This is a genomic window from Bradyrhizobium sp. MI1.7 (genome assembly GCF_055811795.1).
In genome coordinates, this window is record NZ_JBVVPO010000085.1 from 22058 (window position 1) to 28446 (window position 6389).

General features: G+C 65.5%; 7 protein-coding genes. 4 read left to right on the forward strand and 3 right to left on the reverse strand.

Going from position 1 to position 6389, the window contains the following annotated elements:
• Positions 1 to 189 precede the first annotated feature (189 nt).
• Positions 190 to 1389 carry a DNA recombination protein RmuC gene (locus AC0L3X_RS41415; protein WP_063979820.1) on the reverse strand — a complete coding sequence of 400 codons (1200 nt, stop codon included), beginning with the start codon at positions 1387 to 1389 and terminating at the stop codon, positions 190 to 192.
• A gap of 171 nt (positions 1390 to 1560) precedes the next feature.
• Between AC0L3X_RS41415 and def the strand changes: the two genes are divergently transcribed.
• From def to AC0L3X_RS41435, 4 genes are all read left to right on the forward strand, one after another.
• On the forward strand, positions 1561 to 2085 hold the full coding sequence (gene def, locus AC0L3X_RS41420) for a peptide deformylase (protein WP_063979819.1): 525 nt from the start codon (positions 1561 to 1563) through the stop codon (positions 2083 to 2085).
• Positions 2086 to 2223: 138 nt separating this feature from the next.
• Positions 2224 to 3147 (forward strand): methionyl-tRNA formyltransferase, encoded by a 924-nt coding sequence (fmt, locus tag AC0L3X_RS41425; RefSeq protein ID WP_063979818.1) that lies wholly within the window; start codon positions 2224 to 2226, stop codon positions 3145 to 3147.
• Positions 3147 to 3884, forward strand: coding sequence for a tRNA pseudouridine(38-40) synthase TruA (truA, locus tag AC0L3X_RS41430; protein WP_231143687.1), 738 nt, complete (start codon positions 3147 to 3149; stop codon positions 3882 to 3884). Before fmt ends, truA begins: the two co-directional genes overlap by 1 nt.
• A 23-nt stretch (positions 3885 to 3907) precedes the next feature.
• Positions 3908 to 4243 (forward strand): GIY-YIG nuclease family protein, encoded by a 336-nt coding sequence (locus AC0L3X_RS41435; RefSeq protein ID WP_063979816.1) that lies wholly within the window; start codon positions 3908 to 3910, stop codon positions 4241 to 4243.
• Between the two features lie 141 nt (positions 4244 to 4384).
• Here the strand turns inward: AC0L3X_RS41435 and dapE are convergent, their stop codons facing one another.
• Positions 4385 to 5551: a succinyl-diaminopimelate desuccinylase gene (gene dapE, locus AC0L3X_RS41440; RefSeq protein WP_063979815.1), complete on the reverse strand. Its 1167-nt coding sequence runs from the start codon at positions 5549 to 5551 to the stop codon at positions 4385 to 4387.
• A complete protein-coding gene (locus AC0L3X_RS41445; protein ID WP_063979814.1) occupies positions 5548 to 6186 on the reverse strand; it encodes a DUF805 domain-containing protein in 639 nt (212 codons plus the stop codon). Before AC0L3X_RS41445 ends, dapE begins: the two co-directional genes overlap by 4 nt.
• Positions 6187 to 6389 lie beyond the last annotated feature (203 nt).

Here is a 6389-nt window from a genome sequence, read left to right on the forward strand (position 1 = left end):
GGGCCGCCCGCGCCCCCCCCCGGGGGGAAAAAAAAAAACCACCCAGCCAGCACGGCGGGCCCGCCCCGCCCCCCCCCCGCTGCTCCCCCCCCCCCCCCCGCGCGCGGCGGGGGGCCTCCCCCCCCCCCCCCCCCCCCGCCCGCCCCCCCCCCCCCCCCCCCCCCCCCCCACGACAGTGTGCCTCAAAACTCACTCCCCCGCCTGGAGCTTCCTCGGGAACAGCTCCGCGGCACCGGTTGCCACCAGATGCGGCCCCTCCGGCGCATCGGTCTTGCTGAAATCGAGCTCCTCGATTCGCCCGGCGCGCTTCTCGATCTTGTCGGCGGAGATCAGCACCTGCCGCACGTCCTCGTTGGCGTCGGCAAAATGCTTCTGCAATTTCAGCACGCGGTCGCGCAGGCGTCCCAAATCGTCGCCGAGCTTGATCACCTCGGTGCGGATCTGGTCGGCGGCGTCGCGCATGCGCGCGTCTTTCATGATCTGCTGCATCACCTGGATCGCGAGCATCAGCAGCGAAGGCGACACCAGCACGACGCGGGCGCGATAGGCCTTCTGGATCACGTCGTCGAAACCGTCATGGATCTCGGCGTAGACCGATTCCGACGGCACGAACATCAGCGCCATCTCCTGGGTCTCGCCGGCGACGAGATATTTGTCGGCAATGTCGCTGACATGCTTCATCACGTCGCCGCGCAGCCGCTGCGTGGCGATGCGCTTCTCCTCGTCGGTGCGGGCGTCGTGCAGCGCGGTCATCGCCTCCAGCGGAAATTTTGCGTCGATGCAGAGCGGGCGCTGGTCGGGCAGGAACACCACGCAGTCCGGCCGCTTTCCCGTCGAGAGCGTGAACTGGAACTCGTAGGCGCCCTTCGGCAAGCCGTCCTGGACGATCGCCTCCATCCTTGCCTGGCCGAAGGCGCCGCGCGACTGCTTGTTGGCGAGCACGTCGCGCAGGGTCGTCACCTGCGTGGTGAGGTCGGTGAGGTTCTTGTGCGCGTTGTCGATGATGCCGAGCCGCTCGTGCAGGGCGCGCAGGCTCTCCATGGTGTTGCGGGTCGAGTGTTCCATGGATTGGCCGACCCGATGGGTCACCGAATCCAGCCGCTCGTTGACCGCGCGCGCCATGTCAGCCTGGCGGCCGGCCAGCGCCTGGGTCATGGCGTCGGCTCGGCCGGCAGCCTCGCTCTGGGCGTGCAGCACCTGGCTGAGGCGCTCCTCGAGCTCGTCCGCGCGGATGGCATTGGCCATGGCGAGTTCCGCGCCGCGCCGCCCGGATCGCGCGATCACGACCGCGATCACCAGCAGCAGGATGACGACGAGGGCGCCGAAGCCGATCAGCGCATCGATCGTGCGGACCGGCCAGTCGCCAGCCAGGAAAATGATCTCGTTCATGGCGGCCCTTGTAGCCGATTCGACACCCTCCGCGAACGAATAGCGAACGCTTATGGTTAATAGCCCCCTAATTTTTATGGTTAACGAAACCTGAAGTTTTATGGTTAGCGGAGGGTTAACGGAGTTCCTCGCCGCATTGACCGCATCCGGCATGCGGCTTAAATCGCGGCCATGGCCCTCAGAGAAATCATCATCCTGCCCGACAAGCAGCTGCGTCTGGTCTCCAAGCCGATCGAGAAGGTCACGACGGAGATCCGCAAGCTTGCTGACGACATGTTCGAGACCATGTACGACGCGCCCGGCATCGGGCTCGCGGCGATCCAGATCGCGCAGCCCTTGCGGCTGATCACCATGGACCTCGCCAAGCCTGACCCGGACGGCGAGACAAAGCCGGAGCCGCGTGTCTTCATCAACCCTGAAATCATCGCATCCTCCGAGGATCTGTCGGTCTACGAGGAAGGCTGCCTCTCGATTCCCGAATATTACGAGGAGGTCGAAAGGCCCGCGAAGGTGCGGGTGCGCTTCACCGACCTCGACGGCAAGGTGCACGAGGAGGACGCCGAAGGCCTCTACGCCACCTGCATCCAGCACGAGATCGACCATCTCAACGGCGTGCTGTTCGTCGACTATCTGTCAAAACTCAAGCGCGACCGCGTGATCAAGAAGTTCGAGAAAGCCGCCAAGCGCGCGGAGTAGCCACGTCCTCCGCCGTCATGCCCGGCCTTGTGCCGGGCATCCACGTTCTTTGCCGCCGCGAGCAGCGAGAACGTGGATGGCCGGGACAAGCCCGGCCATGACGAGTAACTTGCTCGTTCCCGAGGATTGTCTCGTCATATGTCTCTCCGCCTGATCTTCATGGGTACGCCCGATTTCTCCGTGCCGACGCTGCTCGAGCTGGTCTCGCACGGCCACGAGATCGCGGCGGTCTATACCCGCGCGCCCAAGCCCGGCGGACGGCGCGGCCTGCAATTGCAGCCGACTCCGGTCGAGGAAGCCGCGCGAAAGCTCGGCGTGCCCGTGCTGACGCCGAAGTCGTTGAAGCCGCCCGAAGCGCTCGACGAGTTTCGTGCCTTTGATGCGGATGCCGCCGTCGTCGTCGCCTACGGCATGATCCTGCCGCAGGCGATCCTCGATGCGCCAAAGCTCGGCTGTTACAATCTGCACGCTTCGCTGCTGCCGCGCTGGCGCGGCGCCGCGCCGATCAACCGCGCGATCATGGAAGGCGATGCGGAGAGCGGCGTCATGGTGATGAAGATGGATGTCGGTCTCGACACCGGTGACGTCGCCATGGCCGAGCGCATCGCGATTCCCGACAACATGACCGCGGTCGATCTGCATGACCGCCTCTCCCGGATCGGTGCCGATCTGATGGTGCGCGCGATGGCCGCGCTCGCCCGCGGCGGGCTCCAGCTCAAGAAGCAGAGCGAGGATGGCGTCACCTACGCCGCCAAGATCGACAAGGCCGAAGCGCGGATCGACTGGTCCAGGCCGGCGCGCGCTGTGCTGCGCCACATCCACGGCCTGTCGCCGTTTCCCGGCGCCTGGGCAGAGCTTGAGAATGCGCGCGTAAAAATCCTGCGCTGCGAGCTGGCGAAGGGCTCCGGTGCACCCGGAGAGGTGCTCGACGACCAGCTCACGATTGCCTGCGGTGAGGGCGCGATCCGCATCCTCGAGCTTCAGCGCGAGGGCAAGGCGCGGATGCAGGCCACGGACTTCCTGCGCGGCGTGCCTGTGAAGCCGCCGATGCGGCTGGCCTGATGCCCCGCTACAAGCTCACCATCGAATATGACGGCGCGCCGTTCTTCGGCTGGCAGGTGCAGGACACGCTGCCTTCCGTGCAGGGCGCGCTCGAAGCGGCGGTGAAGGCGATGACCGGCGCGGATCTGCGCGTGCACGGTGCGGGCCGCACCGATGCCGGCGTGCATGCGCGCGGCCAGGTCGCGCATGTCGACATCGACAAGCAGTTTCCGCCGGGCCGGTTTCGCGACGGACTGAACGCGCATCTGCGCCCGCATCCGATCGCGGTGCTGGAGGCCGAGATCGTCCTTGACACCTTCGAGGCACGCTTCTCGGCCGTGAAGCGGCACTACCGCTACCGTGTCGTCAACACCCGCGCCAATCTCGCGCTTGATATCGGTCACGCCTGGCGCGTGCCGCGCCGGCTCGATGCCGATGCGATGCATGCGGCGGCACAACGCCTGCTTGGCAAGCACGATTTCACGACGTTTCGCGACACCGAGTGCCAGGCCAAGTCGCCGGAGAAAACGCTCGACCAGCTCGACGTGCACCGCGACGGCCGCGAGATCACGATTCTCACCTCGGCGCGCTCGTTCCTGCACAGCCAGGTGCGCTCGATGGTGGGATCGCTGGTCTGGGTCGGCGAGGGCCGCTGGACCGCGGACGATCTCACCGCAGCGCTCGAAGCCCGCAACCGCGCGGCGTGCGGCATCGTCGCGCCGCCTGACGGGCTGTATCTGATGAAGGTGGATTACTAGCGCCCGCTGCCGCCACAGACGTCATGGCCGGGCTTGTCCCGGCCATCCACGTGCGCCAACATGCAACCATGCATGGTGGATGGGTCTACATCCTGGCGAGCGCGCCAAACGGCATTTTGTATGTCGGTGTGACGAGCGACATTATTCGCCGCATCTATGAGCATCGAAACGGACTCGTTCCCGGCTTCACCAAGAAGTACGGCGTCAAGCTGCTGGTCTATTTCGAGCGCTATGAGGATATCCAAACCGCTATCCAGCGCGAGCACAACATCAAGCATTGGTCGCGGACGTGGAAGGTGAGGTTGATCCTCAGGGATAATCCCGAATGGAAGGATCTGTACGAGACGATTGTTCAATAAGTCGTGCCGAGCTCTCGCCACATCGTCATGGCCGGGCTCGTCCCGGCCATCCACGATCTTTCTTGTCAGGAGCGCCGAAGAACGTGGATGCCCGGGACAAGCCCGGGCATGACGGCGGTGGGTTGGGCGGCGATTAGCGCCCTACCCAAAATACCGCGCCAAAATCCCCCGATACACCTGCGTCAGCTTCTCCAGATCCACCACCGGCACGCGCTCGTCGACTTGGTGCATGGTCTGGCCGACCAGGCCGAACTCGATCACCGGGCAATAGCTCGAGATGAAGCGCGCGTCCGAGGTGCCGCCTGAGGTCGATAGTTCCGGCTTGCGCCCCGTCACCTCTTCGATCGCCGACACCGCAAGATCGGTGAACGGGCCGGGCTTGGTCACGAACACATTCGAGTTCGAGGGCTCCCAGACGATGCGAGCCTTGATGCGGTTGCCGCAGGCTTTCGTCAGGCGCGTCTCGACCAGCTCGCGCAAGGATGCCTGGGTGTGGTTGTCATTGTAGCGGATGTTGAATTTTGCGCGCGCCTCGCCGGGGATGACGTTGTTGGCCTTGTTGCCGACGTCCACCGAGGTGAATTCGAGATTGGAGGCCTGGAACTGCGCACTGCCATGGTCGAGCGGCTCGTCACTGATCGCCACGATCAGCCGCGAAATGTCAGGCACCGGATTGGCGGCGCGGTGCGGGTAGGCGACATGGCCTTGCACGCCGTCGACGAACAGCGTGCCCGATTGCGAGCCGCGCCGGCCGACCTTGATGGTGTCGCCGAGCGTCTCGACATTGGAGGGCTCGCCGAGCACGCAATGGTCGAATTTTTCGCCGCGCTCCGCGGCCCATTTCAACAGCTTGATGGTGCCGTTGACCGAGACGTCTTCCTCGTCGCCCGTGATCAGGAACGAGATCGAGCCCTTTCCATCGGCGCGCGGCGCGCCGCCATTGGCGGCGAGATGCTCGAGCACGGCTGCCACCGAGCAGGCGATGCCGCCCTTCATGTCGACCGCGCCGCGGCCGTGCAAAAAGCCGTCCTTCACCTCGCCCGAGAATGCGCCGACGCTCCAGGCGTTCTCGTCGCCGGGCGGCACCACGTCGGTGTGGCCGGCGAAGGTGATGTGCGGGCCCTCAGTGCCGATCCGCGCATAGAGATTGTCGACGTCGGCTGTGCCTGCTTCGCTGAAGGTCACGCGGTGGCAAGTGAAGCCGGCAGCGTTGAGGGCTTTCTCAAGCACGCCCAGCGCACCGGCATCGGCCGGGGTTACCGAGGGGCAGCGGATGAGATCGCGGGCAATCGAGAGAGCATCGGTCATGCGCCCCGCTTAACATGCATGCCGCCGGGTGGGCTAGCGCTGGGCGGCACCAATTCGAGCTCGCTTTGCTGGTCCCAGCTTTTTGCAGGGGACGAGCCGTCCTCGGTCTTGGCCAATGGATCAGGACCGAACCGGTTATCGCCGACGCTGCCTGATACGATGAACATCTCGACAAACCCCCACAGCCACGGGATGGACGCGACCAGCCAGAACGGAAGCATCCAGGTGGAGTTCGGCAGCAGGTCCGAGAACTGGTTGTACAGGCCGGGCAGGAAGAAGAACGGAACGAGCCACCAGCCACTCCTGTCGCGATCATGCAGCCGCTTGATCGCCGTCGCGAGATAGATCCAGAGGAACAGCGACAAGCCGAACGCCTTCAGGATCAGGTTGGTGCGATCAACGGGCGCCAGCGAGCGATAGGCCCGGGGATCGACCAGCTTGAAGAGGTCGTCGAGGCCGAAGTCGAAATCGAGTTTCAGGGATAGCTTCAACGCCCCCTCGGCGTTGATGAGGTGGATCACCTGACCGATCACCCCGAGCAGGGCCGCCAGCAACGCGACGATCAGCAGCGCCTGCCACAGCAAGGCGCGATTGATGCGGCCGTCGAAGCGAAAAAGATACCAGGTCCAGTCCATGGCGAAGGTTCCGGGCAGCGGAGGCCGTCCGGTGATTGGTCGCGATGGGGAGAAGGAGGGTTCGATACGGTAGCAAACCCGTCATCCCCGCGCAGCGGCGAAGCCGCTGTCGCTGGAGGTGCGAGTGGGGGGGGGGGGGGGGGGGGGGGGGGGGGGGGGGGGGGGGGGGGGGGGGGGGGGGGGGGGGGGGGGGGGGGCGGGGG